Source organism: Actinokineospora sp. NPDC004072 (assembly GCF_053604195.1).
The window spans coordinates 12,977-39,898 of the sequence record NZ_JBSGHB010000017.1 but is presented as its reverse complement, the minus strand read 5'-3'; the positions used below and the strand labels follow the sequence as shown (position 1 = coordinate 39,898).

Sequence of the window (26,922 nt, the reverse complement as noted above, 5' to 3'; positions counted from 1 at the left end):
CGATCTCGACGGATGGGCTCCCTGTTTCGCAACCCGGCGCAAGACATTGCAACAAACGGCTCTTGTCTGCCGCCCCACGACGTGATTGTGTGCACCAGCCTGGCGGATTCCGCCTGCAAGGACTTGCGACGACGAGGAGGCCGGCATGGGTCGACGCCTGATGTCTGCGGTGGCAGCGCTGCTCGTGGGGGCCGGGGCGGTCGTGCCCGCGGCCGGGCAGGCGACCGCGGTCGAGGACGTCGGGCGGCTCGCGGTGGGCGAGGTCGTCGACATCGGGGCGGGGACCAGGCCGGGGGATGACCGGTTGGCGCTGGACGCGCTGCGGGACGACCTGAGCGGGGAGCGGTTCTACTTCGTCATGCCCGACCGCTTCGCCAACGGGGATCGGGGCAACGATCGGGGCGGGTCGGCGTCGCGGGATCGGCTGGTGCACGGGTTCGATCCGACCGACAAGGGCTTCTACCACGGCGGGGACCTCAAGGGCCTGCGGCAGAAGCTGGACTACCTCGACGGCATGGGCGTCACCGCGATCTGGATGACGCCGATGTTCGCCAACCGGTGGGTGCAGGGCAGCGGCGCGGACGTCTCCGCCGGGTACCACGGCTACTGGACCACCGACTTCACCCGGTTCGACCCGCATTTCGGCACCACCGCGGACATGCGCGCCCTGATCGCCGACGCGCACCGGCGCGGGATCAAGGTGTTCTTCGACATCGTGGCCAACCACACCGCCGACGTGATCGACTACGCCGAGGGCCGCAGGGAGTACGTCAGCACCGGCGCCCAGCCCTACCTCGACGCCGCGGGCAACCCGGTCGACATCGCCGCGCTCGCCGGCCAGGAGGGCTTCCCCGAGCTGGACCCGGCCACGTCCTTCCCGTACACACCGGTCTTCCGCAGCGAGGCCGACAAGACGGTGAAGGTGCCCGCCTGGCTCAACGACCCCGCGCTCTACCACAACCGCGGCGACTCGACCTTCAGCGGCGAGTCCACCGAGTACGGCGACTTCTCCGGCCTCGACGACCTGATGACGGAGAACCCGCGGGTGGTCGAGGGGATGAAGGACATCTTCACCTCCTGGATCGACACCCTCGACATCGACGGCTACCGGGTGGACACGGTCAAGCACGTCAACATGGAGTTCTGGCAGGCGCTGGCCCCGCACGTGCAGGCGTACGCGGCCAGCAAGGGCAAGCGGGACTTCTTCGTCTTCGGCGAGGTGTTCAGCTCCGACACCGCGCTGACCTCCAGCTACACCACCACCGGCCGCATGCAGTCCACCTTGGACTTCCCCTTCCAGTCCGGCGCGCTGGCGTTCCTGGCAGGCAAGGGCGCCGACCGGCTCGGCGAGGTGCTGGTGGAGGACGACCGCTACACCGACGCCGACTCCAACGCCCACTCGCTGCCGACGTTCCTGGGCAACCACGACATGGGCCGCATCGCGTGGCAGCTGCGGCAGGAGCGGCCGGGCATCGGCGACGCCGAGCTGCTGGACCGGCTGGAGCTGGGCAACGCCCTGATGCTGCTCTGGCGCGGCAACCCGGTGGTGTACTACGGCGACGAGCAGGGCATGGCGGGCTCGGGCGGGGACAAGCTGGCCCGGCAGACGATGTTCGCCAGCACGACCCCGGAGTACGCCGGGGAGACCTTCGTCGGCAGCGGCCGCACCGGCGCGCAGGACAACTTCCGCCCGCAGCACCCGCTCTACCGCCAGCTGAGCGCGCTGGCCGACTTCGTAGACCGGGACACGGTGTGGGCGACCGGGAACCAGGAGCTGCGGCTCGCCGACGGCGATGTGATCGCGTTCAGCCGCACCGACAAGCGCAGGTTGCAGGAGTTCGTGGTGGTGGCGAACGCGGGCACCGAGGCGTCCGAAGTGGACGTGCCGGTGCGGGCGGCGCGGTACCGGGCGGTGTACCCGACCCGCGGTGACGGGCCGACGGCCGCGGGTGGCGCGATCCGGGTGAGCGTGCCGCCGATGTCGGTGCTGGTGCTGGAGTCGGTCAACCGGGTGCCCTCGGGCGCGCCCAGCCCGACGCTGGTGGCCCCGGCCGCGGGGACGGTGCTCGACCAGCGGGTGGAGGTGCGCGCCGACGGGATCACCTCGGCGTTCGCGCAGGCGACCTTCGCCGCCCGGGTCGAGGGCGCGGCCGGGTGGACCGTGCTGGGCACCGACGACGCCGCGCCGTACCGGGTCTACGCCGACGTGGCCGGGCTGCCCGGGGCGCAGGCGGGCAAGCGGGTGGAGTTCCGGGTGGTGGTGAAGGACGCGCACGGCGCGCTGGGCGCGGACGGCGCCGCGGTGGTCCTGGCGCCCGCTCCCCCGGCAGGCGGCCCGGCCACCGGCAGCCCGGACTGGCTGGTCGTGCACTACCGGCGTCCCGCGGGCGACTACGACGGCTGGAAGCTGCACGTGTGGGGCGATGTCGAGCAGCCCACGGAGTGGTCGGGCGGGCTGCCGTTCGCGGGTGAGACCCCGTACGGGCGGTTCGCGTGGGTGAAGCTCAAGCCGGGTGCGCGGTCGGTGGGCACGGTCGTGCACCGCGGCGACGAGAAGGACGGCGGCGACCGGGTGATCGCCCCGCACCTCACCCCGCAGGTGTGGCTAGACCAGGGCGACCCGGCCGCGCACCCGTCCGAGGTGGCGGCGACGGGCCGGGTCACCGTGCACTACCAGCGCCCGGACGGCGACTACGCGGGCGCGGTGGTGCGGGTGGCCGGGCAGCCCGATGTGCCGCTGGACGGGCGCGACGACTTCGGGGCGCACGCCGCGGTGCCCGCCAGCGCGCTCCCGCTGGAGTTCTCCATCGCGCGCGGCGGCTCCGTGCTGGCCTCCGGACGGGCGACGGCCGGATCGGCGTGGGTGGTCGGCGACCGGGTGCACGCCAGCCGGGCGGCCGCGGAGAACCGGGTGGTCATCCACTACAACCGGCCCGATGGCGACTACGCGGACTGGGTGCTCTACCACTGGACCGGGTCGCTGCACCCGAGCCCGGGCTGGACGCAGTCGCGGCCCAAGGACGGCGAGGACGGCTTCGGCATCCTGTGGTCGGTGGAGCTGGCCCCGGGCGCGGCCGGGCTCAGCCACATCATCCACAAGGGCGATGCGAAGGACCCGGGCGCAGACCAGTTCCTCGACGTCGGCAGCACCGGCAACGAGGTGTGGTTCGTCTCCGGCTCGGCCCGGCCGGACGGGGTGGCGTCGTGGGTGCTGCCGCCCTCGACCGCGCCCGCTGCGGACGCCGACCTCGGCCAGGCCAAGGCGGTGTGGGTCAGCAGCACGCGGCTGGTGTGGGACGTGCCGGTCGCGGCGTCGGACGGCTACCACGTGCGCTACGACCCGGCGGGCGGCATCCGGCTGGTCGACGGCGCGATCGTCGGCGGCAAGCACCTGCGCCTGGTGCCGGACGGCACGCTGGACGACCCCCGGTTCCCGCACCTGAAGGGCAAACCGGTGTTCGCCGTGCGGGACGTGGACCGCATCGATGAGGCGATAGGCGCGCAGCAGGTGGCGGTGCACGTCGACTCCGGGGGCGCGCTGCGGCACGCGACCGGCACGCAGCTCGCGGGCGCGCTGGACGATCGCTACCGAGCGGCCGCCGGGCTGGACTACCGGCCGCGCGTCGCCGGGTCGACGGCCTCGGTGCGGCTGTGGGCGCCCACGGCGTCGTCGGTGCGGCTGCGGCTGTTCTCGACGCCGGGCAGCGCGCCGGATGCCGTGGTGCCGCTGGCGCGCGACGCCGCCACCGGGTCGTGGTCGGGCTCGGGGCCGTGGCGGGACCGGTACTACCAGTTCGAGGTGACGGGCTGGTCGCCGACGGAGCGCGAGGTGCGCACGGTCGTGGTCACCAACCCGTACTCGGTGGCGCTGTCGGTGGACTCGACGCACTCGCAGTTCATCGACCTTGCCGCGGCCGCGCCCGACGGGTGGTCGGCGGAGGTCGCGCGCGGGCTGGGCGACGACCCGACCGAGCACGGGATCACCGAGCTGCACGTGCGCGACTTCTCCATCGGCGACCCGACCGTGCCCGAGGCCGATCGGGGCACCTACCGGGCGTTCACCCACCGGGACTCCGCGGGGATGACGCACCTGCGCCAGCTCGCCGAGGCCGGGATGGACACGGTCCACCTGCTGCCGACGTTCGACATCGCCAGCATCCCCGAGCGCCGCGCCGACCAGCGCGCGCCGGACTGCGACCTCGCCGCGCTGCCGCCGGACTCCCCGCAGCAGCAGGAGTGCGTCGACGGCGTGCGCGACGCCGACGCCTTCAACTGGGGCTACGACCCGCTGCACTTCGACGTGCCCGAGGGCTCCTACGCGACCGAGGACGCCCAATCCGGGGCCGCGCGGGTGGAGCAGTACCGGGAGATGGTGCAGGCGCTGCACGCCAACGGGAACAAAGTCGTGGTGGATGTGGTCTACAACCACACGACCGCGGCGGGCGACGCGAAGGCGTCCGTGCTGGACAAGATCGTCCCCGGCTACTACCAGCGGCTCGACGGCACCGGCGCGGTGGCGAACTCCACGTGCTGCGCCAACACTGCCCCGGAGAACGCGATGATGGGCAAGCTCGTCGTGGATTCGGTGGTGCACTGGGCGCGGACATACAAGGTCGACGGCTTCCGCTTCGACCTGATGGGCCACCACCCGAAGGCGAACATCCTGGCCGTGCGGGCGGCGCTGGACGAGTTGACGGTGGCCGCCGACGGCGTGGACGGGCGCAAGATCCGCATCTACGGCGAGGGCTGGAACTTCGGCGAGGTGGCCGACGGCGCGCGGTTCGTGCAGGCCACCCAGGCGACGATGGCGGGCACCGGCATAGCGACCTTCAGCGACCGCCAGCGCGACGCCGTGCGCGGCGGCAGCCCGTTCGACGCCGACCCCCGCGTCCAGGGCTGGGCGTCGGGCCTGGCAGGCGACCCCAACGGCGCGCCGGTCAACGGCGACGCCGACGCCCGCCTGGTCAACTACACCGACCTGGTGAAGCTGGGCATGGCGGGCAACATGGCCGACTTCCGCTTCCTCGGCACCGCGGGCACGCCGACGACCGGCCGCGAGGTCGCCTACAACGGCTCGCCCGCGGGGTACTCGGCGGCGCCCGGGGAGGTCATCAACTACTCCGACGCCCACGACAACGAGACGCTGTTCGACGCGCTGGCCATGAAGCTGCCCGCGGGCACCGCGATGCCCGACCGGGTGCGCATGCAGAAGATCGCCCACGCGCCGGTCCTCTTGGGACAGGCCCAGCCGTTCGCGCACGCGGGCAGCGAGTTCCTGCGGTCCAAATCCTTCGACCGCAACAGCTACAACTCCGGGGACTGGTTCAACCGCTACGACCCCACGCTCACCGACAACGGCTTCGGCCGCGGTCTGCCGCCCGCGGGCGACAACCGCGACAAGTGGGACTTCCACCGCCCGCTGCTGGCCGACCCGGCGCTGCGCCCGGCCCCCGAGCACCTGCGCGCGGCCTTCGCCGACACGCTGGAGCTGCTGCGGCTGCGCGCGTCCTCGCCGCTGTTCACCCTGGCCGACCCCGCCCTCGTGCAGGCCAAGCTGTCGTTCCCGGCGGCCCGCCCGGGCATCGTCGTCGCCCACCTCGACGACACCACCGGGCCGGACGCCGACCCAGGACGCGACGGGCTCCTCGTGGTGATCAACCCCTACCCGGGCGCGCAGGCGGTGACCGCGCCCGCGTCGGGCTGGGGCGCCCACCCGCTGTCGGCCGACGCGGCGCGCACCGCGATCGACGGCGGCTCGATCACCGTGCCCGCCCGGTCGGTGGTCGTGCTGACCCGGTGAACAACCGCGCGACCCCTGGCCCCCGCCCGGGGACCAGGGGTCGCGGCGTGCTCCGAACAGCTCAGCCGGGCTGCTCCGAAGGGGCCGTCAGGACCGCACCAGCCGGGCGATCGCGTCGGAGGCCTCCTTGACCTTGACCTCGGCCTCCTTGCCGCCCACGGCGGCGGCGTGCACGACGCAGGTGGCCAGGTGCTCGTCGAGCAGTTCCAGGGAGAACGACTGCAGGGCCTTGGTGGCCGCCGACACCTGGGTGAGGATGTCGATGCAGTACTTGTCCTCCTGCACCATGCGCTGGAGACCGCGGATCTGGCCCTCGATGCGGCGCAGCCGCTTGAGGTAGGCGTCCCGGTTGTCACTGTCGATGGCCACTGCGGTCCTCCTCGGAGTATCCCGGCAGAGAATACGGGATTGTTCGCCCGATCAGCGGATTGGTCTAGACCTTGACGGGTTCCGAGCACGGCTGGTTCAGTGGTCGTCCCTGCTCATGACGGGAGCCACACCGATGTCCCGAAAATTCGCCGCGCTCTGCGCGGCCGCGGTGACCGCCGCCGCCATCGCCATCCCGCTTGCGGCCTCGACCGCCCAAGCCGCCGACTGCGCGACCGCCTGGAGCGCGGGCCAGGTCTACACCGGCGGCCAGACCGCATCGCACAACGGCCGGAACTGGTCGGCCAAGTGGTGGACCCAGGGCGAGACCCCCGGGTCCGCCGCCGTGTGGGCCGACCAGGGCTCCTGCGGGGGCGGCACGACGCCGCCCGGCACCTGCTCCGCGACCGACTGGGTCGCAGGCCGCAACTACCGGGCGGGCGACGTGGTCCGCTACCGCGACGGCCGCCACTACATCGCCGAGCACGACAACCCGGGGTACGACCCGACGATCAGCACCTGGTACTGGGAGCCGTACAACTGCACGCCGGGCACGACGCAGCCCACCACCACGACGTCGCAACCGCCCAACCCCGGCGGGTTCGTCGTGACCGAGGCCCAGTTCAACCAGATGTTCCCGAACCGGAACCCCTTCTACACCTACGCGGGCCTCACCGCGGCGATGAGCGCCTACCCCGGCTTCGCCAAGACCGGCTCGGACACCATCCGCAGGCAGGAGGCCGCGGCGTTCCTGGCCAACACCAGCCACGAGACCGGCGGCCTGGTGCACATCGTCGAGCAGAACCAGGCCAACTACCCGAACTACTGCGACGCCACCCAGCCCTACGGCTGCCCGGCCGGCCAGGCCGCCTACTACGGCCGCGGGCCGATCCAGCTGAGCTGGAACTTCAACTACAAGGCCGCTGGCGACGCGCTCGGCCTGCCGCTGCTGACCAACCCCTGGCTGGTCCAGCAGGACGCCTCGGTCGCGTGGAAGACCGCGCTCTGGTACTGGAACACCCAGAACGGGCCCGGCACCATGACCGCGCACGACGCGATGGTCAACAGCCGCGGCTTCGGCGAGACCATCCGCAGCATCAACGGCGCGCTGGAGTGCAACGGCGGCAACCCGGCCCAGGTGCAGAGCCGGGTGAACACCTACCAGCGCTTCACCCAGATCCTCGGCGTCAGCCCGGGCAGCAACCTCACCTGCTGACCGCGGATCCCCACCCCGGACCGCCCGCCCACCACCCGGCGCGCGGGCGGTCCGGCGTTTCCGGCCCGGCAATTCCGTACCCGTACCGGGTTTGCCGCCGCGGCCCGCGGGAGTCTGGGGCCCTCGCGCCCGTCCGGAGTAGGGGGTCGACCCGTGGTCGCTCACCGCAGCAGCCAGGCCCGGCGATGACCGGGAACCCGCCCGCCCAGACCGTCCACATCACGGTCAACGGCACCGTGCACGCCGAGACGGTCGGCATCCGCAACGATCACCGGGCGCGCCCGCGCGCTGCCGACCTCTTCCGGCCCGCGCACCCGCAGCGCAGGCACGAGCCGAGCGCCCTGCTCGACCCGATGACCGGGGTGCTGCCGCTGCACCGGCGCGCCGAGCTGGACGGCCTGCTCGCCTGGTGCGACGACCCGAACGCGCCGGTCGGGCGGCTGCTGTGCGGGGCGGGCGGGCAGGGCAAGACGACCCTGGCCCGCCAGCTCGTCGCGGCGGTGGGCGAGGGCAGGCAGGCCGGGTTCGTCCGCCTGCCCGCCGACCCGGCCGACGCCGAGGCCATCCTGGCCGCGGCGGGCGCGCTGCGGTCGGCGCTGCTGGTGGTCGACTACGCCGAGGGGCACTTCGGCTTCGTGCGCAGGCTGCTCGCGGCGGTCCCGGGCTCGGCGAGGGTGCTGGTGGTCACCCGGGCCGTGCCGGAGTGGTGGCGCACGCTGGTCGACCGCTCCCCCGGGCTGGTCGCCGCCCAGCCGACGGCGCTGGGCCCGCTGCCGGGGTCGCTGGGCGGGGACGCCGCGGCAGCCACCGCGCGGCTGTGGCGGGACGCGGTGGCCCGGCTGGCCGCCGACCTGGACGTGCCCGCCCCGCGCGCCGACCCGCCCGAGCGGTTCGCCACCACCCTCGACCTCTACGCCCACGCGCTGTTGACCGTGCTCGGCCGGACCGCGGACGACCCGCTGCGCGGCATCCTGCAGCACGAGCACCGCGTCCTCGCCCACGCGGTCGCGTCGTGGGGGGCCGAGCACAGCCTCGACCGCGACCTGGCGGTGTCGGCGGTGTTCCTGCGGCCTGCGCGGAGCACCGCGGACGCGGCCGGGCTGCTCGGGTCCGCGCCCCGCTTGCGTCATCTCGCCCCTGAGACGCTGCGGGCGGTGGTGGACGCGCTCATCGGCATCTACCCGGCTGATGCGGGCGACCGGGTGTGGGCGGCCCCGCGGCCGGACCGCTTGGCCGACACCCATCTGCTTCATACCGCCGAGCAGTGCCCGTCCGACGCGGATTGGGGCGAGCACGTCGCCGCCGTATGCGGCACCGACGACCCGGCTGCGGCCGAGCACGCCGCCACCGTCCTGGTGCGCGCGCTGTCGACCCCGGGCGAGCGCTACCCCCGCGGGCTGCGCAGGCTCACCGAGTCCATTGTGGACCTCCTGCGCCGCCACCCCGCCGCCTACCTGCCGCCGCTGGTCCGGTTGGCCCCGGGCCGGTTCGGAGCGGCGCTCGCGGGCCAGCTGGCCCGGCCGGACCTGCCTGCGGCCGCGGTGGCGGCGGTGGACCGGGAGCTGCGGTCGGGCGGGGTCCCCGCGGGCGCGCACGCGCTGGCCGTCAGCGTGTCCCGCAGGCTGCTCGAAGCGGCCGACGACCCCGCCGAGCAGGCCGGGCACCTGCTGACGCTCGGCGGCAGGCTGGCCGACGCAGGCGACCTCGACGCCGCCTTGGAGGTGGCCGAGGAGGCGGTGGCGGCCTACCGGGCGCTGCCCGACCCGGTGGGTTTGGCGGCGGCGCTGACCGCGCTGAGCCACCGCTGCGCCGAGCACGGCCTGCCCGACGAGGCGCTGGAGACGGCGGTCGAGGCGGCCGGGCTGCGGCGCTCGGGCTCCCGGACCGAGCTGGGGTACGCCCTGCACAACGTCGCCATGTGCCTGGTCGCGGTCGACCGGTGGGCCGCGGCGGAGGCGCCCGCGCGCGAGGCCGTCGCCGTGCTCACCGCCGAGCACGAGCGCGCCGGGGCGGCCGCCGCCCTGACCGGCCTGGCCCAAGTGCTCGCCGGGCTCGGCCGCACCGCGGCCGCGGCGGCGGCCGCCCGGCGCGCGGTCGAGCAGCAGCGGCCGCTGGCCGCCGCCCACCCCCGGCACCGGCCAGCGCTGGGCCGGGCGCTGATCGCCTGGTCACGCCACCTCGCACCGCTCACCGAGAAACCCAGGCGCACCGCGGCGGCCCGTCGAGCCGTCACCGCGGCGACCGAAGCCGCTGCCCTGTTCGCCGAACTGGCGAAGGCCGACCCGGCCTACCGCGCCGCGCACGCCGACAGCCTGGTCAACCTCGGTCTCCGCCTGGCCGCGGCCAACCGCGCCCGAGCGGGGCGCGAGCAGGTCGAGGCGGCCTTGCCGGTGCTGACCGAGCTGTGCGAGGAGTCCGCGACGCACCAGGCCGGGCTGCTCGCGGCGGTGAACGACCTCGCCCTGCTCTGCGAGGCCGTCGGCGACCTCCCGGCCGCCCGCGAGCACGCCCGCGCCGCCGTGGAGGTGGCGAGGTCGATGGTCGACGGCAGGCCGGGCACCCGGCGGGCCTTGGCCGCCACCCTGGTCAACGCCGGATTCATCGCCGACCGGGCCGAGGAGGCCGCGGCGACGACGGCCGAGGCGGTGGCGCTGCACCGGGCGCTGCTGGCGGAGCGCCCAAGCGTGGAACACCGCATCGACCTAGCCGACGCCCTGCTCAACCTGGGCCGCCTCCAGCACGCCGAAACCCCGGTCGCCGAAGCGATCGACTTGTACGGCGAGGTCGAACCCACCCACGCCGACCTGGTCCACGACCGCTTCCGCGCCGCGCTCACCGCCCAAGCACACCTCATCGCGGGCGAGCTGCCACCGGAGCGGTACTGCAGGCGCTGGCACGAGGTCCTGGTGCGGATGCCCCTCCCCGGCATCGCCATCCTCACCCCGTGGTGGACCACCCTAGCCACCCGCCACCCCCGCGACCGAACCACCGGCCACGACCTACTCGCCGCGACCGATCGCAGCGGCGGGGTCGGCCGCTTCGCCGCGCGCCAGCGGGAAAGGATGGGCACCGGAGCCAATCGCGGCGGTGGCGCGGTCTTCCGGCTCGTTGCGCGTCAGCGGGACAGAGCGGGCACCGCAGGCGATCGCGGGGGCGGCTGGGTGCCGCGGCCGGGGCTTGGGCTGGCCGTTCTCCCCCGGCGCTGGGCTGCGCAGGTGGCCGAGCGGGGGCGGGCTGTGGCATCGGCGGTTGAGCCGGTGGTCGCGCAGGTGCAGGGCAATCCGGCCGCGGTGGCGAAGTTGGCGGGGGTGCTGGCTGCCGTGGTCGCGCTGCTTGCGGGGGCTGCGGCGGTGCCTCCTCCGGTGGGTGCGCCGCCTCGGGCTGCGTCGGGCGGACCTGGCATCACGACGACGCCTCCGTCGGTGTCCGAGGGGGGCACCAGCGCGCCACCGCCGTCCGCCGCGACCCCACCGCCCGCCGCGCCACCGCCGCAGGTGGCGACGACGGGCCTGTCCGCGGCCGGTCACACCCCCGCCGAGGACGTGCCCCCCGGTGGCGCCGCACCGACGGCCCCGGCTCCACCGAGCCCCACTCCACCGGGGCCCACTCCACCGGGGCCCACTCCACCGGGGCCCACTCCAACCGGCCCTACTCCACCCAGGTCCACTCCACCCAGCCCCACTCCGCCGAGCACGCCGCAAACCGAGCCGCCGCGGCGGGGCTTCCCGGTGTCGGTCGACTTCTCCGCGTTGTCGTACAGCTCCCTGCTCCTCGACGGCCGGGCGGCGCCCAGGTCGCGGTGGTCGGCGGAGTTGGCGGCGGGCGAGCACGAGTTGGCCGTGCCGGACGGTCCCCGCCTGCGGTTCACCGTCACCGCCACCGGGACCGTCGACTACGACCCCGCCCACGATGCCGTGCTCAGCGGCCGGTCGGGCACCGGCATCGTCCTGCGCGGGCACGCCGTCGCGGTCGACGGGACGGCCGGCCGGTTCCCCGGGTTGGCCGTCGACGGCGTTGCGCCCGTGCACCTCGCCGCGCTCCGCCTCGACCTTCGGCTGCTTCCCGGCGACCACCGGCTGCGCCCCGAGCGCGGGCCGGTCCTCCCGTTCACCGTGGGCGGTGACGGGCTGGTCGACTACTCCCGGGAGCTGGACGCGCTGCTGGCCGGGCGCGGCACCCGGACGCTGGTCGTGCGGGGTGACGAGCCGCCTGCCAGGTGGGCCTACACCCGGGTGGACCCGGGCTGGGTCGCGCTCGGCCGGGAGTCGGCGCTGCCCGCGGAAGGGCAGTGGGGCACGTGGCTGCGGCCCGGCCCGACCCGGGTCGACCGGCTCGCCACCGCGGCGCACCCGAGCCCGGGCGAGTTCGTCGTCCGCTTCCCGGAAAGCGCTGCGGCGCAGGGGATCGCGCACGTCACGGTGACCAGCACCGCGCTCACCACCGCGGTCTGCACCGTGCGCGGCGAGCGTCCTGACGGGACAGACCAGCTGGTGGAGATCTCCTGCCGCACCTCGAAAGGCGTTCCGGCCGACGCGGCGTTCGGCGTGATCTTCGCCGAGGCCAAGGCGGGCGGCGCTGCGGCGGTCGCCGTGCGCTACGAACCCGGCGACGAGTGGGCCTTCGACTCCACCGGGCACCCGGTGGGCACGCGCAGGCTGGGCGTCGGCGAGTACGAAGTGGACATAGCCGGGCCCGCCTTCCACGCCACCGGCCACGCCCAGGTCACCCCGCGCGGCGATGGGCGGGCGCGGTGCCGGGCCGAGGTGTCGGGCGGCGCAGGCGTCGCGGTCCGCGTGCGCTGCCACGCCGCGGACTCGGCCCGGCCGGTCGACAGCGGGTGGAACCTCACCTACCTGCAGAACGCGCCGATCGCGCTGGCCCCGGCGGGGGTCGGGGCGTACGTGCGCACCACCGGGACGGGCTCGGGCCTGGTCATCGACCGGGCGCGCAGCCATAACCCCGTCGGCGGCGCGATGACCATCCAGCGGCGGTCGCGCGGTGAGTACGTGGTCGGCGTCCGCGGGATCGCGGCGTCGGCGGACCACGTGCAGGTGGCGGTGGCCGACGCGCTGCCCGGCTACTGCCACAGCGGGTACTGGTACTCCGGGCAGTTCGCCCGCGGCGAGCTATGGGCGCACGTGCGGTGCGCCACTCCGGAGGGCGTACCCGCGGACCTCAACTTCGCGCTGGCCACCGCGCGCAAGCCGTGGATGCCGGGCGAGACGACCGGCCCGCTGCACGACGTGGTGCCCGGCCCGCACCCGCCAGGGCCGAAGTGGGGCTACGTGCGGGTGACCGACGCGCCGCTGGCCCCCGGGGTGTGGACGCAGACCCATCCGGACTGGCAGTGGTCGACCTGGGTGGACCAGCGCAGCCGCGCCGAGGCCCGCTGGGCGCGCAAGGCCGCCGTCGAGCACCCCGCCACCGGCCGCTACCGGGTGCGGCTGCCCGGGCTGGCGTCGAGCACCGGCATCGCCCACGCGAGCGCCTTCTACGACGCCACGCTCGCCTGCTCCGTCCCGGGCAGCGCGAGCGACGGCGTGGACCAGATCGTGGAGGTGGTGTGCCACGACCGCGCAGGCGTCCTGCGCGACGCCTTCTTCGCCCTGTCCTTCGCCGAGGCGCAGCCGGGCGGGCCGCCCGCGCTGGCGATCCGCCACGGCACGGGCGCCGACCTCGCGGTCAACACGACGGGCGGCGGGGTCGTCGTCACCCGGGACGGCCCGGGCCGGTTCACCATCACCGCGGACGGCCCCTTCACCGGGCTCGGCCACACCGCGATCACCGCGGGCGACACCGGGCGCTGCGCCGTCGCGTCGACGGACGCGGACGCCGCCCGGCTGACCCTGCGCGTGGAGTGCACGGGCGACGCCTGGCAGCTCACCCACGTCCAAGGCGTCGGGCTGCACCACGACCCCGGCGCCACGGCGGCCCACGCCGCGGTGCGCGCCGACGGCGCCCCCGACCCGGCGCGGTCCTTCAGCACCACCGGGGAGCAGCCGACCGCGACCCGGACCGACGTGGGCCGCTACACGATCACCTACACCGACATCGGCAACCCGGCGGTCTACCCCGGCGACACCGTGCAGACCACCACCTACGGCCCGGTCACCCGCTACTGCGCGACGACGAGCTGGAACAGCTACTCCACCGCCCGCAGGCTGACCGTGACCGTGGAGTGCCGGGACCAGGCAGGCCGCTTCGCCGACACCGGGTTCTCGGTCGCCTACCTGCGCGCACCCTGGCCGATGTCCTAGCCCGGGAACACCAGGTCGCGCACCTCCCGGTAGCGCTCGCGCACCGCGGGCACGGGATCGGCCTCGTACCGGTCCGCGCCCGCCGCGGTCCACCCCGGGGGCTCGGCGCCGCCCGCCAGGCACCAGGCGGCCTGGCGGGCGGCCCCGTCCGCCGCGTACTCGCCGGGTTCGGGGACCAGGACCGGGCGGCCGAACACGACGGGCGCGATCTGGCGGACGGCGGGCGAGCGCGCGCCCCCGCCGACCAGGACGACCCGGTCGGCGCGCGCGCCGGTGGCGACGAGGGCGTCCACCCCGTCGGCCAGCCCGCACAGCACGCCCTCGACGGCGGCGCGGGCGATGGTGGCCGGGGTGGCGTTGGCGAGGGTGAGCCCGTGCAGCGCGCCGGTGGCGTCCGGGCGGTTCGGGGTCCGCTCCCCCTGCAGGTACGGGACGAACACCACGCCGTCGGCGCCGGCCGGGGCGGACAGGGCCAGCTCGCCGAGGCGGTCGAGGTCGACGCCGAGCATGCGGGCGGTGGTGATCAGCACCAGCGCCGCGTTGAGCGTGCAGACCAGCGGCAGGAAGCCGCCCGCGGCGTCGGCGAACCCGGCGACCAGGCCGGTCTCGTCGGCGGCGGGCACGGCGCTGGGGGTGAACGCGGTGCCGGAGGTGCCGATCGAGACCACCACGTCCCCGCGCGCCGCACCCACGCCCAGCGCGACCGCGGCGTTGTCGCCCGCCCCCGGGGCCAGCAGGGTGCCGCCGACGCTGCCGACGGCCTCGGCCGGACCGGCGACGCGGGGCACGGCGGCCCGGTGGCCGAGCGCGGCTTCGAAGAGGTCGAGCCGGTACTCCCCGGTCGCGGGCGACCAGTAGCCGGTGCCGCTGGCGTCGCTGCGGTCGGTGGTCAGCTCGCCGCCGCCGATGCGCCAGGTCAGCCAGTCGTGCGGCAGCGCGACCGCGGCCGTCCGGGCCGCGTTCTGCGGCTCGTGCGCGGCCAGCCAGCGCAGCTTCGAGACCGTCAGCGAGGCCATCGGCACGGTGCCGACCGCATCCGCCCACGCCCGCGGTCCGCCCAGCTCGGCGACGAGGTCCGCGGCCGCTCCCGCCGAGCGGGTGTCGTTCCACAGCAGCGCGGGCCGCACGACCGCGCCGCCGTCGTCCAGGCACACCATGCCGTGCTGCTGGCCCGCGATCGACAGGGCGGCCACGTCGGCCAGCCCGCCCGCCGCGTCCAGCGCCGCGGTCAGCGCCGCCGCCCAGCGGTCCGGGTGGACCTCGGTGCCGTCGGGGTGCGGGGCCGAGCCGGAGCGCACCAGCGCCCCGGTCCCGGCGTCGCGGACGACGACCTTGCACGACTGGGTGGAGGAGTCCACCCCGGCGACGAGCGCCATCAGCGCGCCCCGAGCAGGTGCTCGACCGCCAGCTGGTTCAGCGCGACGAAGCCGTAGCCGCGCCCGGCGGCCTCGTCGACGTCGAAGTCCTCGTAGGCCGAGCGGTCGGCGAGCAGGTCGGCCAGGGTCTCGCCCGCGTGGCGGGTGGGCGTGCGCAGCTCGTCCAAACCGGACACCGCGAGCGCCTCCTGCACGCGCGGGTCGGCGCGGAAGGCCGCGGCGCGCTCCTTGAGCAGCAGGTAGGTCCGCATGTTGGCCGCCGCGCTCGCCCACACCCCGGCGGCGTCCTCGGTGCGGGCGGGCTTGTAGTCGAAGTGGCGCGGGCCGGTGTAGCCGCCGGTTTCGAGCAGGTCGACCAGGAAGAACGCGGAGAGCAGGTCGCCGTGGCCGAAGACCATGTCCTGGTCGTAGCGCGGGCCCTTCTGGCCGTTGAGGTCGATGTGGAACAGCTTGCCAGCCCACAGGGCCTGCGCAACCCCGTGCACGAAGTTGAGCCCGGCCATCTGCTCGTGCCCGACCTCGGGGTTGACGCCCACGATGTCGCCGTGCTCCAGCTCGGCGATGAAGGCGATGGCGTGGCCGATGGTGGGCAGGAAGATGTCCCCGCGCGGCTCGTTCGGCTTGGGCTCCAGGGCCAGCCGCAGGTCGTAGCCGCGCTCCTTGATGTAGGCGGCGACGGTGTCGATGCCTTCGCGGTAGCGGTCCAGCGCGGCGGCGACGTCCTTGGCCGCGTCGGACTCGCTGCCCTCGCGCCCGCCCCACAGCACGTAGGTCGAGGCGCCCAGCTCGGCGGCGAGGTCGACGTTGCGCAGCACCTTGCGCAGGGCGTAGCGGCGGATGGCGCGGTCGTTGTTGGTGAAGCCGCCGTCCTTGAACACCGGGTGGGTGAACAGGTTGGTCGTCGCCATCGGCACGACCATCCCCGCGGCGTCCAGCGCGGCGCGGAAGCGGGCGATGGTGTCGGCGCGGGCGGTGTCGTCGCTGCCGAAGGGGATCAGGTCGTCGTCGTGGAAGGTGACGCCCCACGCGCCCAGCTCGGCCAGCCGCCCGACGGTCTCCACCGGGTCCAGCGCGGCCCGGGTGGCCTCGCCGAAGGGGTCGACGGCGCGCCAGCCGACCGTCCACAGGCCGAAGCTGAACTTGTCGGCTGGGGTGGGCTGGGCGGCCACGGCGTCCTCCTCAAGGTGCTTTTGGTTCGGGCACTGAACTTAAACACGCGCGCCGCGGGGCGGTCAAGCACTACAGTTCCCGGCGTGCAGCCGACCTCGCCCGCGGGCAACAGCGACGTGCGCAGGCACAACACCGCGATGGTGCTGGCCGCGGTCCTCCAGCGGCCCGGGCTGTCCCGGGCCGGGGTGGCCGCGGCGACCGGGCTGGCCAAGGCCACGGTGTCGAGCCTGGTCGACCGCCTGGTCGCCGCCCGGCTGGTGGACGAGTCCGGGCCGCTGTCGGCCACCGGCCGCGGCCGCCGGGGCACCGGGCTGGTCCCGGCGCGCGGCGGTCCGCACGGGCTGGGCGTGGAGATCGGGGTCGACTACGTGGCGACCTGCCTGGTCGACCCGACCGGCGGCGAGCACGCCCACCGGGTGCGCGCAGGCGACAACCGCGGTCGCCCGCCCGCCGACGTGCTGGCCGCCGTGCGCCGGGCGGTGGCCGCGGCCAAGTCCGACGCGCGCAGGCGCGGGGTCGCCGTGGGTGGGCTCGGCGTGGCCGTGCCGGGGCTGGTCGACCGGGCCAGCGGCGTGGTCCGCGCCGCGCCGAACCTCGGCTGGTCCGATGTGGACGTCGCCGCCGCGCTGGGCGCCGAGCTGCCCGTGCTGGTGGACAACGAGGCGAACCTGGCCGCGGTGGGCGAGCTGGCGACCGGCGGGCTGGCGGGCACGCGCGACTTCGTGCTGGTGTCGGCGGAGATCGGCGTCGGCGCGGGCGTGGTGCTCGACGGCGCGGTGCGCCGGGGCGTGCACGGGTTCAGCGGGGAGATCGGGCACCTGTGCGTCGAGCCCGACGGGCCGGTGTGCTCGTGCGGCGCGCGGGGCTGCCTGGAGGCGGTGGCCGGGCCTGCCGCGATCCTGGCCGACGCGGGCGTGCCGGTCCGCTCCGCGCCGCTGGACCGCCCGCTGGCCGAGCTGGTCGGGCGCCTGGCCGCGGCCGACCCGGCGGCGCTGGCCGCGGTCGGCCGGGCGGGCGCGCGGCTGGGCACCGCGCTGGCCGGGGTGGTCAACCTGCTGGACGTGCCCGCGGTCGTCCTCGGCGGCGGCTACGCCCGGCTCGCCGAGTGGCTGGCCGACCCGCTGCGCGCCGAGCTGGACCGGCGCGTGGTGGCCGCGCAGTGGTCGCCGACGGCGGTGCTGGTGTCCGGCCTCGGCGGCAAGGCGGCCGTGCACGGCGCGGGCCAGGCCGCCCTGGGCGAGATCTTGTCCGACCCCGACACCTACATCCGGCGGGTGGTGGACCCGGCGAGCTAGGCCCACCACCGGCCTGCTCAGGGGGCGGTCGGGTACAGGTGCTCGGCGGGCGGGATCGCCGTGCCCTCCAGCCATGCTTGGTAGAACCCGGTGAGGTCGCGGTCGGCCACCGCGGCGGCGTAGAGCTCGAAGTCGTGCCAGTTCTGGTTCCCCTGCTGGTTGATGATCGGGAAGCCCGCGTAGACCTGGAAGAACACGTCGTCACCCAGCGCCTTGCGCAGCGCGTGCACCATCAGCACGGCCTTGGTGGTCGGGGCGTACTCGCGGCCCGCGCCCGGGTCGACGAGCTTGGGCGCCCAGAACCGGGCGTCACCGCGCTCGACCAGCGCGCGGTAGCGGGCGTCGAGGTCGGTTCCGTGCTTGGCCTCGTCCCACAGCCACACCGCGTACCGGGCGAACGCCTCGACCATGAGCACGTCCTTCCACATCTTGTGGGTCAGGCTCGCGCCCCACCACTGGTAGGCCGTCGCGTACACCAGGTCGTCCACGGTCGCCCCCGCGCCGTAGACCGGCCTGCCCTGGGCGCCGTGGGGGTAGGTGGCGCGGTCGAGGAACAGCCCGCCGGAGGCCGACTGCGGGTAGCCCCACAGCAGGGTGTCGAGGAACTCGCGCACCTCGGGCAGCCGGTCGCCGACCGCGCGCAGGCCCAGGGCGCACGGCGCGTAGGCGTTCACGGCCGTGGTCCCATCGGCCAGGGTGATGGTGTCGAGCTGCCAGCGGCCGATGCCGAGCATGGCCGCGTGCGGGGCGATCGGGGTGTCCTCGACCCACGTGACGGTGTGCTTGCCCGCGCCCGGGACGTCCGCGCTCCGCGTGCCGTTGCCGACCACGGCGTAGCCGGTGGGCACGGTGGCCGACACCCGCAGCGTCGCCTTGTCGACCTCGGTTCCGTTGACGGGGAACCAGGTCATCGCCGACCGCGGCGCGCCTGCCGCGACCGCGCTGTCGCCGGAGGCCACCCACCCGGACCAGCCGCGCGCGGTGGCGATCGGCCGGGGCACGCCGTCGTAGCCGACCGCCACGGTGAACTCCGCGCCCGCGGCCAGCGCCGTCGCCGGGGTGATGACCAGCTCGTGCTCGCCTGCCCTGGTGAAGGCGGCTGGCACGCCGTCGACGGCGACCGACCGCACGGTCATCCCGCGCAGGTCGAGGTTGAAGCGGCTCAACGCCTGGGTGGTGACGGCTTTGATGGTCGCCTTGGCGCGCAGCGAACCCCAATACGGCGAGTAGTCCAGCGCGAGGTCGTAGGCGCTGACGTCGTACCCGCCGTTGCCGTCCTTCGGGTAGTACGGGTCGACGCCGAGCACGACCCCGTTGGGGGCGACGTGCACGTACCCGTCGCCGCCGATCGCGGCCGGGTCCGCCGCGGCGGGACCGGCGCCGAGCGCGGCGGCCAGCGCCGGGGCGGCCAGCAGGGCGACCGCGCGCCGCGCGCTGCGCAGGGCCAGGGGTGCCGTGGGTGCCATGGGGCGGGGACCTCTCTGTCGAGCAGGGATTGCGGGACACGGCCATCGTCGGATCGCCGCCGCCCGCCCGGGCAGTGCCGCCGCGGCATGCCGCCGGGTTATCGCCCGGGGCCGCTAACCCCGTGGCATCGGCGGCCGGGAGTACCGGGCGCCGCCGTCCGGCCGTGATCGTCGGGGCGTGCCTGCCACCCGATCCCTCCCCGTCCCCGCGCTGCTCGCGCTCACCACGACGGTCTTCCTCGGCTGCCTGACCGAGGTGCTGCCCGCAGGTCTGCTGCTGGGCATGTCCGCCGACCTGGGCGTGTCCCCGGCCGCCGCGGGCCAGTTGGTGACCGTCTACGCCATCACCACCGCCGTGACCGCCATCCCGCTGACCACCGCCACCCTCCGGGTGCCGCGCAAGGCGCTGCTGGTGGCGCTGGTGGTCGGCTTCCTGGTGACCAACGCGGTGGTCGCGGTGTCGCCCTGGTACCCGCTGATCCTGCTCACCCGGATCGCCTCCGGCGCGATCACCGGGGTCATGTGGTCGCTGGTGGCCGGGTACGCCCTGCGGCTGTGCCCGCCCGAGCTGGCCGGGCGCGGCCTGGCGCTGGCCATGTCCGGCACGCCCATCGGCTTCGCCGTCGGCGTGCCCGCGGGCACCGCGCTGGGGCAGCTCGCCGACTGGCGGTGGGCGTTCGCGGCGATGGCGCTGCTGACCGCCCCGCTGCTGCTCTGGATCGCCGTCGCCGTGCCGCCGGTGCCTGGCGACTCCGGTCCGCCAACCCGGCCGCTGCGGGCGGCGGGGCTGCCCGGGATGCGGGCGCTGCTGGTGGTCGTGCTGGTGTTCTCGTTGGGCCACAACGCCGCCTACACCTACCTCGGCCCCCTGCTGGACCGCTTCGGCAGCGCCGGGCTGCTCAGCACCGCGCTGCTGGTCTTCGGCGGCGCGGCCGTCGGCGGGCTGCTGCTGGTCGGCGCGGCGCTGGACCGCCGCCCGCGCGGCGTGCTGGCGCTGTGCTCGGGCCTGACGGCTGCGGGGATCGTCCTGTTCGCCATCAGCTCGGGTGCCGCGTTCCCGGTGGTGGTGGCCGCCGCACTGTGGGGGCTGGCCTTCGGCGGCGCGCCCACCGCGTTCCAGGCGGTGACGGCGCTGCTCGCCGGTCCCACCGCCGACGCGGCCCAGTCGCTGACCATCGCCGCGTGGAACGGCGCGGTGGCCGCCGGGGCGGCCTTGGGCGGGCTGCTGCTGACCGCGGGGGCCGCCGCCCTGCCGTGGGCGGCGGCCCTGCTGGTCGCGCTGCCGCTGGGGGTGCTCGCCCGGGTCGCGCCCGCGCGGAACCCGGGGTGAGCGCGCCCACCCCGGGTCCGCCCGGCGTCAGCCCTTGGCGAGCTGGCGGTCGATCCAGGCGCGCAGCTGCGCCTCACCCGGGTAGCCGATCAGCCGGGAGGAGGGGTACTCGGCCCCGTTGCGCACCGGGACCAGCGTCGGCAGGTAGCGGATGCTGTAGCGGCTGGCCAGGTCGCGGCTGCGGTCGACGTCGACCATGCCGACGAGCACGCGCCCGCCGTACTCGCCAGCCAGGCGCTCCAGCACCGGCTTCATCCGCTGGCACGGCGGGCACCAGGTGGCGCCGAAGTCGAGGATGACCAGCTTCTCGTTCGACACCGCCAGCACCTCGGCGTGGTTGGCCGAGGTCACCACCACGACGTTCTCGGCGGCCACGTCGGCGGCGGCGGTCGCGCCGAATCCGGTGAGGACCACCAGCGCGCCTGCCAGCGCGCAGATCAGCCGTTTGATTGGGGACACAGCAGACTCCTTCTGGGCAGGGTTGAGCAGCCCCGGTCGGCGACCGGGACGTCCAATGGGGTCAGGCAGAGGTTTCGGTCGGCAGTCCGCCCGCGACCCAGTCCTCGATGCCCTCGCGGTACTTGCGCACGTCGGCGTAGCCCAGCTCCAGCAGCCGCCTGCCGACGAATTCGCTGTTGCGGCACGGGGTGTTGGCGCAGTAGACGACCACCGGGGCGGACTTGTCGGGCAGGACGGACGGCGCGTGCTCGTCGGTGAACTCCGCGGCCCGCTCGTACGGGAAACCGGGGATGTTGCGCGCGCCGGGGAGGTGTTGCTTCTCGTAGTAGGCGACGGGCATGGTGTCGACGACGACCACCGACCCGTCGGCCAGCGCGGCGCGCAGCTCCTCGCGGCTGATCAACGGCAGCATGGCGATCCCTTCGGGGCACTCGCGCCCCGGGTCGGCCCGGGGGCGCTGCCCATCGTCAGCGCGGGGCCTGCCGGGCCTCTAGTGCCGCGTGGGCATGCCGCCCCGTTATCAGCCCGCCGCCGAGGTCATCGCCAAGTCGTTGTGGTCCAACCAATCCCGGTAGTGCGGGGTGCGGTCGGCCAGGCGCCAGTAGTCCGCGGCCAGGCGCGTGCCCAGCTCGCGCGCCCGCAGCGGCGCGTCCTCGCGCCAGGCGAGCACGTGCCGCACGTGCAGCGGCGTGCCCGCCAGCGGCCGGATCACCAGGCCCGGGCGCTGCGGCCGGGTCGGCTGCACCAGCGCGACCCCGCAACCCGCGATCACCAGGTCCTCGCGGGTGGCGTCGATGTCGACGTCGTGGCTGATGGCCGGGTCGAAGCCGTGGGCCAGGCACAGCTCGCGGAAGACGACCCGGCAGCCGTCGCCGCAGCCGGTGACGATCCAGCTCTCCCCGGCCAGCTCGCCCAGGGCGATCTCGGCGCGGCGGGCCAGCGGGTGGTCGGCGGGCAGCGCCACGAACGACGGCTCGCGCACCAGGGTCAGCGCGCGCACCCGCGGCGGGGCCGCCAGCTCGCGCTGCCCGCAGATCATGACCAGGGCCAGGTCCACGCCGCGGTTGGCCACCTGGGCCAGCAGCCTGCTGCGGGAGACGTCGGCGCGGGTGCGGATCCCCTTGCCGGGCAGGACTTCGCGCAGCGCGGCGAGCAGCGGGGTGGCCAGCGCGCTGTTGTTCCAGCCGATGCGGATGGACTCGGCCGCGCGCGGCTCCTGGCGGTGGAAGTCGCGCTCCAGCTCGTCGAAGGCGGACACGATCGCCTTGGCGCGGCGCAGGACCAGCACGCCGAGCGCGGTGCACTCCACGCCCGCCTGCCCGCGCCGGAACAGCGCGCCGCCCACCAGCTTCTCGATCCGCCGCAGCTGGTGGCTCAGCGCGGGCTGGCCGAGGCCGAGCTGGGCGGCGGCGCGGTTGAGGCTGCCAGCGGCGGCGATCGCGCACACCACCCGCAGGTGCCGGACCTGGAGTTCCATGACCAAAGATAACGCGGGCCAGCGAGCACCGAAAACCTTTCGCCGCCGGTGATTCGTTCACAGTTCATTGCCGGCGGCGCAACCAGGCATAAGCCGGTGGCACCCCTGCGCGGCAGTACCGGCGATCAGTGCGAGGTGGACATAGTCGAGCCACCGCCAGCCCGCACCCTGCCCTGGGCCGGCGTTTCGGCAAACCACTGGGAGCCACCGTGCTACGTCCCACCCCGCTGACCGCGCAGTGCGCGGACCCGCTCGCGGCCGCCGACCACGTCTGCATCGGAATCAGCCCGTTCAACAGCTACTTCACCGCCGAGCGCATCGCCGACCTCGCCCGCTGGGCGATGGCGCGGTTCGGCTCGTTCCACTTCTTCGTCCCGGACGAGCCCTCGGCGCACACCCTCCAGGCGCTGGGCTACGACCCGCGCCGCGCGGCCCGCAAGGCGCAGCGGCAGGGCAACTACACGCGCAACAAGATCAGCCGGGCGCTGGAGCAGCTGCCCGCGCCCGACCGGCGCGACCTGGTGCTGGATTCGGCTGCCCTGGCGGGCAATGCGTCCTACCAGCGCCTGCTGTCCGAGGCGCACCACCGGTTCCGCACCGACCCGGCCTTCGCCGAGGGCTGCCTGGCCGCCTCCGGCTGGGTGATGGAGCGGCGGCTGCCCGACGGCGAGCAGCCCACCCGCGCCCAGCTGCGCCACGCGGTGCGCTACTTCCTCGCCGAGCTCCCGATGTTCATCGGCGCGGTCGAGGTCGTGGGCGCGCGCAGCTCGGTGTTCGCCTACCACCAGCGCGTCGGGTTCCTGGAGCGGCTCTACCGCGGCGAGCTGTCCTGGAAGCCGCTGCCCGGCCAGGGTTTCGTCCTGGTCGAGCAGGCCGTCCCCGAGCCCGCGGAGTGACGGTGGCGACCGAGACGACCGACCGCGGCGACACCAGCGGCGACACCAGCCATGACACCCGCGACGACTACTCGCTGCGCCGCGTCCCGCAGGAGCGCCGCTGCTCCTGGGTGACCGTCGCGGTGCAGCGCTTCGGCCAGGTGTCCTCGTTCCACCAGTTCCTCCTCGGCGCGGTGCTGGGCTTCGGGATGACGTTCTGGGACGCGGTCCTGGCCATCACCATCGGCTCGGTGATGCTGGAGGTCATCACGATCCTGATGGGCGTCGCAGGCACCCGCGAGGGCCTGTCCACCTCGCTGCTGACCCGGTGGACCGGCTTCGGCCGCCGCGGCTCGGCGCTGGTCGGCCTGCTGATGACGCTGAGCCTGGCAGGCTGGTTCGGGGTGCAGAACGACGTGTTCGCCCAGGGCCTGCACGCGCTGCTGGGCGGGCCGCCGGTGTGGGTGTGGGCGCTGGGCGGCGGCGCGCTGGTGACGGCCATCGTGGTGGTCGGCTTCCACGCGATGGCGTGGACGGCCTACCTCACCGTGCCCGCGTTCCTGCTGCTCGCCGGGTACTCCATCGTGGACGCGCTCGCCGAGCACCCGCTCGGGGAGCTGGTGGCCGCCGCCCCGCCCGGCCCGGCGATGTCACTCGCCCAGGGCACGACGCTGGTCGCCGGGGCGTTCATCATGGGCGCGGTGATGACGCCGGACATGACCCGCTTCAACCGCACCGCGGGCGACGTGGTCAAGCAGACGCTGATCAGCGTCACCCTCGGCCAGTACCTGATCGGGCTGGCCGGGGTGCTGCTGGCGCACGCGGCGCGCAGCGCCGACGTGGTGGGCATGATCACCTCGTCGTCGGGGGTGCTGGGCACGCTGGTCCTGGTCGCCGCCATCCTGAAGATCAACGACTGGAACCTGTACTCGTCCTCGCTGGGGCTGGTGAACACCGTCGAAGTGCTCCTCGGCAAGCGGGTCGACCGCACCCGGGCCGCGCTGCTGCTCGGCGCGCTGGGCTCGGCGCTCTCGGCCATCGGCATCCTCGACCACTTCACCGCGTTCCTGACCTGGGTCGGGGTGATCACGCCCCCGGTGGCGGGCGTGGTGATCGCCGAGTACTACGTGGTCCGGCGCTGGCGCGCCGACCTCGACGCCACCCGGGAGCTGGGCGAGCTGCCCGCGCGCGGGCCGGACTGGGTGCCCGCCGCGCTGCTGTGCTGGGCGGGCGGGGCCGCGGTCGGCGCCTGGCTGCCGTGGGGCATCGCCACCATCAACTCCGTCGTCGCGGCGTTCGCGCTCTACCTGCTGCTGGGCAGGGTCGGCGCGGGCGCGGGGCGCGGGCCGATCCGGGGGGACCATGCAGCTTGACGTGCACCACCTGCGGGTGCTGCGGGCGATCGCCGACACCGGGAGCCTGTCCGGGGCCGCCGCCCGGGTCGGCATCACCCAGCCCGCGGTCCACGCCCAGCTCAACCGGCTGGAGAAGATGCTGGGCTACCAGCTCTTCGAGCGCCGCCAGGACGGGGTCGTCGCCACGCCGATGGGCGAGCTGCTGCTGCGCCGGATCACCGCGGTGCTGCCGCAGATGGACCAGCTCCTCGCCGACATCAAGCAGCGCACGTGCGCCACCAGGCCGCCCGCCACGACCAGGGTCGCCGCGGTGTGCAGCACGGTGGTGCCGCGCCTGCCGTCGGCGCTGACGACGGTGTGGCCGGAGATCACCGAGGTCACCGTGGTCAACGACGAGAGCAGCGAGCGGCTGCTGGCCCTGCTCGACGAGTTCCGCGTCGAGATCGCGATGGTCAAGGACTACCCGGGCCGCGAGCTGCCGGTGCCGCCGTCGGTGGACACCGCGGTCGTGGTCGTGGAGCCGACCTTCGTGATGCTGCCCGAGCACCACCGGCTGGCCGCCGAGGAGGCCGTGCAGCTGGCCGACCTCGACGGCGAGCCGATGGTGATGGGCGCCCGCAGCTCATCGGCTCCGTTCCGGGAGCTCTTCATCGACACCTGCGCCGACCAAGGGTTCGTGCCTGTCATCGCCCACCAGGTGCATTCCCACGCGGTCGGGCTGATGATGGTGCGCGCCGGGGCGGTCGGGCTGACCCAGCCCGGCTGCCCCGACACCCACCCCGGCATCGTCCTGCGCCCGCTGGCCGGGGAGGTGCTGCTGCGCCGCCACGTGCTGGCGTGGCGGCGCAGCACCTTCGTCGCCGAACGCGGCGGCGAGCTGCACGCCGAGGTGGCGGCGGCGTACTGGCAGGAGGCGGTGAAGTCCCCCGCGTACCGCCGCTACCTCGATACACGGCCGGGCAACGCGCAGGCCTAGGCGGGCCTAACCACACGCGGGCCTAGCGACGCGCGCGCAGGCCCAGCAGGGTGACCGCGGTGCCGATGACGGCGACGGCCAGCGGCACCAGCAGCGCGGCGCGGAACCCCGACAGCAGCGCGGCCTGCGAGCCGTCGCCGCTGTTGAGCTGGAGCACGACGGTGGCCGCGGCCAGCGCGATCGCCGGCCCGACCTGGAAGGCGGTGTTCACCACCCCGCCCGCGAGCCCCTGCTCGTGCGCGGGCACGCCCTGCGTCGCGGCCATGTTGAGCGGGCCGTAGGCGAGGGTGAAGGCCACGCCCGCGAGCAGGAACGCGGGCAGCAGCGCCCAGTAGTCCGAGTCCAGCCCGATCGGCAGCAGCAGCACGTAGGCGGCGACCGCGGCGAGCAGGCCCGCCCCGATCACCGGCGTGGTGCCGTAGCGGTTGACCAGCGGCGCGGCCACGCGCGGGGCGAGCAGCGCGGTCACCACGCCGCCGGGCAGCACCGCCAGCCCGGTCTCCAGCGCCGACCAGCCGCGCAGGTCCTGCAGGTAGAGGGTGAGCAGGAACAGCGCGCTGACCCACCCGCCCAGCAGCGCCATCGCGCCGACGTTGGCCCGCAGCAGCGCAGGCGAGCGCAGCAGCGACAGCCGCACCAGCGGGTGCTCCGTGCGCTTCTCCACGACCACGAACGCGACGGCGAGCAGCGCCGAGACCGCCAGCGCGATCAGCGTGGCCCAGCCCCACTCCGGCGCCTGCACCAGGGCGAGGACCAGGGCCAGCAGCGCGCCGGTGCTGGTGACCGCGCCCAGGACGTCGAAGCGCGAGGTGCGCGGCGGGGCCGGGGTCGCGGGCACCAGTGCGAGGCCCAGCGCCAGCGTCAGCGCCGCCATGGCCACCGGGGCGAAGAACACCCAGCGCCAGTCCACTTCGGTCAGCACGCCGCCGACCACCAGGCCCATCGAGAAGCCGGTCGCGCCGGTGGCGGAGTAGAGCGCGAGCGCCTTGTTGCGGGCGGGCCCCTCGGCGAAGCTCGTCGTGATGATCGACAGCCCGGCGGGCAGGGTGAACGCCGCGCTGATCCCGGTGGCCAGCCGGGCGGCGATGAGCAGCGGGCCGTCGTCGGCCAGGCCGCCCAGCGCGGAGGCCGCGGTGAAGAAGCCCAGCGACAGCAGGAACACCCGCCGCCTGCCGAACAGGTCGGCCGCGCGCCCGCCGAGCAGCAGGAACCCGCCGAAGCCCAGCACGTAGGCGCTGACGACCCACTGCAGCGCGCCGGGCCCCATCCCCAGGTCGGCGCCGATGGAGGGCAGCGCCACCCCCTTCATCGACACGTCGAGCGCGTCGAGGAACAACGCGCCGCACAGCACCAGCAACGTGCCCCGAGCACGTCCGGCGAGCCTGTCCCCCGCGACCGCGAGCACGGTCATGTGAACTCCCCTCAGATTACGGACCGACCGGTCCGGGACCGATCGGTCCGAATCCTTCGGGATGGCCGGAAGCCGTGTCAACCCTTTCGGACC

Annotated in this window: 16 protein-coding genes; 8 read left to right on the top strand and 8 right to left on the bottom strand. The window is 74.8% G+C overall.

All coding sequences use genetic code 11. The annotated features are described in order from the left end of the window. Positions 1 to 145 precede the first annotated feature (145 nt). Positions 146 to 5,800 (top strand): pullulanase-type alpha-1,6-glucosidase, encoded by a 5,655-nt coding sequence (gene pulA / locus ACWEPX_RS24470; protein ID WP_451899564.1) that lies wholly within the window; start codon positions 146 to 148, stop codon positions 5,798 to 5,800. Between the two features lie 87 nt (positions 5,801 to 5,887). Here pulA and ACWEPX_RS24465 read toward each other — a convergent pair whose 3' ends face one another. Beyond that, positions 5,888 to 6,169 (bottom strand): metal-sensitive transcriptional regulator, encoded by a 282-nt coding sequence (locus ACWEPX_RS24465; RefSeq protein WP_451899563.1) that lies wholly within the window; start codon positions 6,167 to 6,169, stop codon positions 5,888 to 5,890. A 133-nt stretch (positions 6,170 to 6,302) separates the two neighbouring features. Here ACWEPX_RS24465 and ACWEPX_RS24460 point away from each other — a divergent pair, with 133 nt between their 5' ends. Next, on the top strand, positions 6,303 to 7,382 hold the full coding sequence (locus ACWEPX_RS24460) for a glycoside hydrolase family 19 protein (RefSeq protein WP_451899562.1): 1,080 nt from the start codon (positions 6,303 to 6,305) through the stop codon (positions 7,380 to 7,382). 185 nt (positions 7,383 to 7,567) lie between these two features. Beyond that, positions 7,568 to 13,639, top strand: a complete 6,072-nt coding sequence (locus tag ACWEPX_RS24455) for a hypothetical protein (protein WP_451899561.1) — start codon at positions 7,568 to 7,570, stop codon at positions 13,637 to 13,639. On the opposite strand, the gene xylB is transcribed toward ACWEPX_RS24455, so the two are convergent. Beyond that, the gene (gene xylB / locus ACWEPX_RS24450) at positions 13,636 to 15,015 is read right to left on the bottom strand and encodes a xylulokinase (RefSeq protein WP_451899560.1); all 1,380 of its coding nucleotides are present in this window, start codon (positions 15,013 to 15,015) and stop codon (positions 13,636 to 13,638) included. The genes ACWEPX_RS24455 and xylB overlap by 4 nt on opposite strands. Beyond that, positions 15,015 to 16,184, bottom strand: coding sequence for a xylose isomerase (xylA, locus tag ACWEPX_RS24445; protein WP_451899559.1), 1,170 nt, complete (start codon positions 16,182 to 16,184; stop codon positions 15,015 to 15,017). Before xylA ends, xylB begins: the two co-directional genes overlap by 1 nt. Positions 16,185 to 16,268: 84 nt before the next feature. On the opposite strand from xylA, the gene ACWEPX_RS24440 reads away from it, so the two are divergent. Continuing rightward, positions 16,269 to 17,480, top strand: a complete 1,212-nt coding sequence (locus tag ACWEPX_RS24440; protein WP_451899558.1) for an ROK family protein — start codon at positions 16,269 to 16,271, stop codon at positions 17,478 to 17,480. Between the two features lie 17 nt (positions 17,481 to 17,497). Here the strand turns inward: ACWEPX_RS24440 and ACWEPX_RS24435 are convergent, their stop codons facing one another. Then, a complete protein-coding gene (locus ACWEPX_RS24435; RefSeq protein ID WP_451899557.1) occupies positions 17,498 to 18,946 on the bottom strand; it encodes a M1 family metallopeptidase in 1,449 nt (482 codons plus the stop codon). Between the two features lie 178 nt (positions 18,947 to 19,124). Between ACWEPX_RS24435 and ACWEPX_RS24430 the strand changes: the two genes are divergently transcribed. Continuing rightward, the gene (locus ACWEPX_RS24430) at positions 19,125 to 20,276 is read left to right on the top strand and encodes an MFS transporter (RefSeq protein WP_451899556.1); all 1,152 of its coding nucleotides are present in this window, start codon (positions 19,125 to 19,127) and stop codon (positions 20,274 to 20,276) included. Between the two features lie 27 nt (positions 20,277 to 20,303). Here ACWEPX_RS24430 and ACWEPX_RS24425 read toward each other — a convergent pair whose 3' ends face one another. From ACWEPX_RS24425 to ACWEPX_RS24415, 3 genes are all read right to left on the bottom strand, one after another. Beyond that, on the bottom strand, positions 20,304 to 20,735 hold the full coding sequence (locus ACWEPX_RS24425) for a thioredoxin family protein (RefSeq protein WP_451899555.1): 432 nt from the start codon (positions 20,733 to 20,735) through the stop codon (positions 20,304 to 20,306). Positions 20,736 to 20,796: 61 nt separating this feature from the next. Next, positions 20,797 to 21,147: a rhodanese-like domain-containing protein gene (locus ACWEPX_RS24420; protein WP_451899554.1), complete on the bottom strand. Its 351-nt coding sequence runs from the start codon at positions 21,145 to 21,147 to the stop codon at positions 20,797 to 20,799. Between the two features lie 108 nt (positions 21,148 to 21,255). Further along, positions 21,256 to 22,212, bottom strand: coding sequence for a LysR family transcriptional regulator (locus ACWEPX_RS24415; RefSeq protein WP_451899553.1), 957 nt, complete (start codon positions 22,210 to 22,212; stop codon positions 21,256 to 21,258). Between the two features lie 209 nt (positions 22,213 to 22,421). On the opposite strand from ACWEPX_RS24415, the gene ACWEPX_RS24410 reads away from it, so the two are divergent. From ACWEPX_RS24410 to ACWEPX_RS24400, 3 genes are read left to right on the top strand one after another with little or no spacing between them, the layout of a single operon-like run. Continuing rightward, positions 22,422 to 23,108 carry a tRNA-dependent cyclodipeptide synthase gene (locus ACWEPX_RS24410; RefSeq protein WP_451899552.1) on the top strand — a complete coding sequence of 229 codons (687 nt, stop codon included), beginning with the start codon at positions 22,422 to 22,424 and terminating at the stop codon, positions 23,106 to 23,108. Positions 23,109 to 23,110: 2 nt separating this feature from the next. Continuing rightward, on the top strand, positions 23,111 to 24,460 hold the full coding sequence (locus ACWEPX_RS24405) for a purine-cytosine permease family protein (RefSeq protein WP_451899551.1): 1,350 nt from the start codon (positions 23,111 to 23,113) through the stop codon (positions 24,458 to 24,460). Continuing rightward, entirely contained in the window at positions 24,450 to 25,418 is a 969-nt protein-coding gene (locus ACWEPX_RS24400; protein ID WP_451899550.1) for a LysR family transcriptional regulator, read from the top strand. Before ACWEPX_RS24405 ends, ACWEPX_RS24400 begins: the two co-directional genes overlap by 11 nt. Positions 25,419 to 25,440: 22 nt before the next feature. Here ACWEPX_RS24400 and ACWEPX_RS24395 read toward each other — a convergent pair whose 3' ends face one another. After that, positions 25,441 to 26,829 carry an MFS transporter gene (locus ACWEPX_RS24395; RefSeq protein WP_451899549.1) on the bottom strand — a complete coding sequence of 463 codons (1,389 nt, stop codon included), beginning with the start codon at positions 26,827 to 26,829 and terminating at the stop codon, positions 25,441 to 25,443. Positions 26,830 to 26,922: the final 93 nt, after the last annotated feature.